Source organism: Oleiphilus sp. HI0043 (assembly GCF_001634935.1).
Window position 1 is genome coordinate 1 of sequence record NZ_LWEY01001330.1, and the last position, 1,478, is coordinate 1,478.

Below are 1,478 nucleotides of genomic sequence, written 5' to 3' on the forward strand. Positions count from 1 at the left end.
ATCGATGATCTTTACGCTTCCAGTAGCACGTTCAATAATGACGCCCATGTCACCTGTTGCCCTGGGCTCCGTCTGGGTATGCAAACAAGTACACGCCCCCAAACTAATACTTAGTAAGGCCACTGCAAGGCTTTTAATTCGCATCTATCATTTCTCCCGACTTCAAAGCTTTAGCAATCCAGTTAGCATCCGCCTCAGACAAAATAGCTTTCCATGGGGGCATTGGCGTTCCAGGGCGACCATGTAGGATGACAGCCATTAAGTCTTCAACCGAATATGCCTTGATATTTTCCGGCAACAAAGCCGGGCCTAAACCACCTTTAAACAGCATCCCATGACATGATCCACAGTCTTGTTTCACTAAATAGTCCAGTTCCAGTGCACGCTCTTCAGAAACTTTCAGCTCAGCTTTTTTAACAATAACCTTGCCCCTCATCTGTGGATGAGGTCCGCAGCGATAGTCAAAGACACCAGCGCGATCAAATAAGCGTTCAACGCTTTCTTCGGGCCAGAAGTATTCACCTTCAGGCTCTCCCAAACCTTCAAACCATACGCTGTGATACTGCCTCTTCTCGACATTCAGCCAACGCACCGTATCGCCAATATTGACTGTTACAACTTCCGGTATGAAACGCATCTTGTGTGTCTTTACTTCAACAAGTTCTGCAGATGAGACGCCCGCCAGCAACAAGTTCGCGAATAGCACTATTGCCAATCCCTTACCTGTTTTTTTGACTGATCTCATCCACATAACGCTCACCGTTTTCTTATTTACTAGCTTTTATTGCTTAACTGCATTGATTTCTACATCGGCATTATCGAAGCCCAATTTGTACCCAAGTGATACATGATGGAAACGGCCGTTGCTGTAATCGTCATGAATCGCGAAACCAAAGTTGTAGCTTTGAGCGGTGTCCAGACTGATATTGCCGTCACCGTCAGCTACCAGAGGACGCTTGATTTCAACCACCCACTTATTGCCAACTTTGTTTGCTATCGCTTCACTAATCACACCTTCGTTCATCAAGCGGTCTGCCAAGATACTGCCGTATTCAATACTCTTGTCACCCGACTTGTAGCGCACGATATCCATGAAGTGCTGAGCGTCAAATTCTGCTTTGATCTCAGCGTCTTCCTTACGCTTATCCCAACCACCAAGCGGTTTTTTGTTTCGGCCTTTAAGCTCAATCTTCGTACGGCTCTCTTTTAGATACTTAGTTACACTCTGACCCTCAGGCGCGAAAGGCATGTCATCGGCATCGGCATGACAGGTTCCCCAGCAACCTGCTCGATCTGCGTACTCAACTTCGTCAGTCGCTAACATAAAGGCCAATTTCATTTGATTCATCGCATCCATCTTGCCACCTTCTGCAAAGGGTACTGGCTGGTGTTCAGTATCTTCCCAAGTAAATTGCATATATAAGCTCTTGCTATCATGTGCTGCTTTAACCGCCACTGGAATGCTGCCACGCTTACCG

Annotated in this window: 2 protein-coding genes; both read right to left on the minus strand. The window is 46.6% G+C overall.

The features are described 5' to 3' along the window. Positions 1–133: 133 nt before the first annotated feature. Positions 134–745 (minus strand): c-type cytochrome, encoded by a 612-nt coding sequence (locus A3729_RS33210; RefSeq protein WP_197469971.1) that lies wholly within the window; start codon positions 743–745, stop codon positions 134–136. 36 nt (positions 746–781) lie between these two features. Then, on the minus strand, positions 782–1,478 hold a 697-nt coding region (locus tag A3729_RS17795; protein WP_231877460.1), incomplete at its 5' end, for an ethylbenzene dehydrogenase-related protein.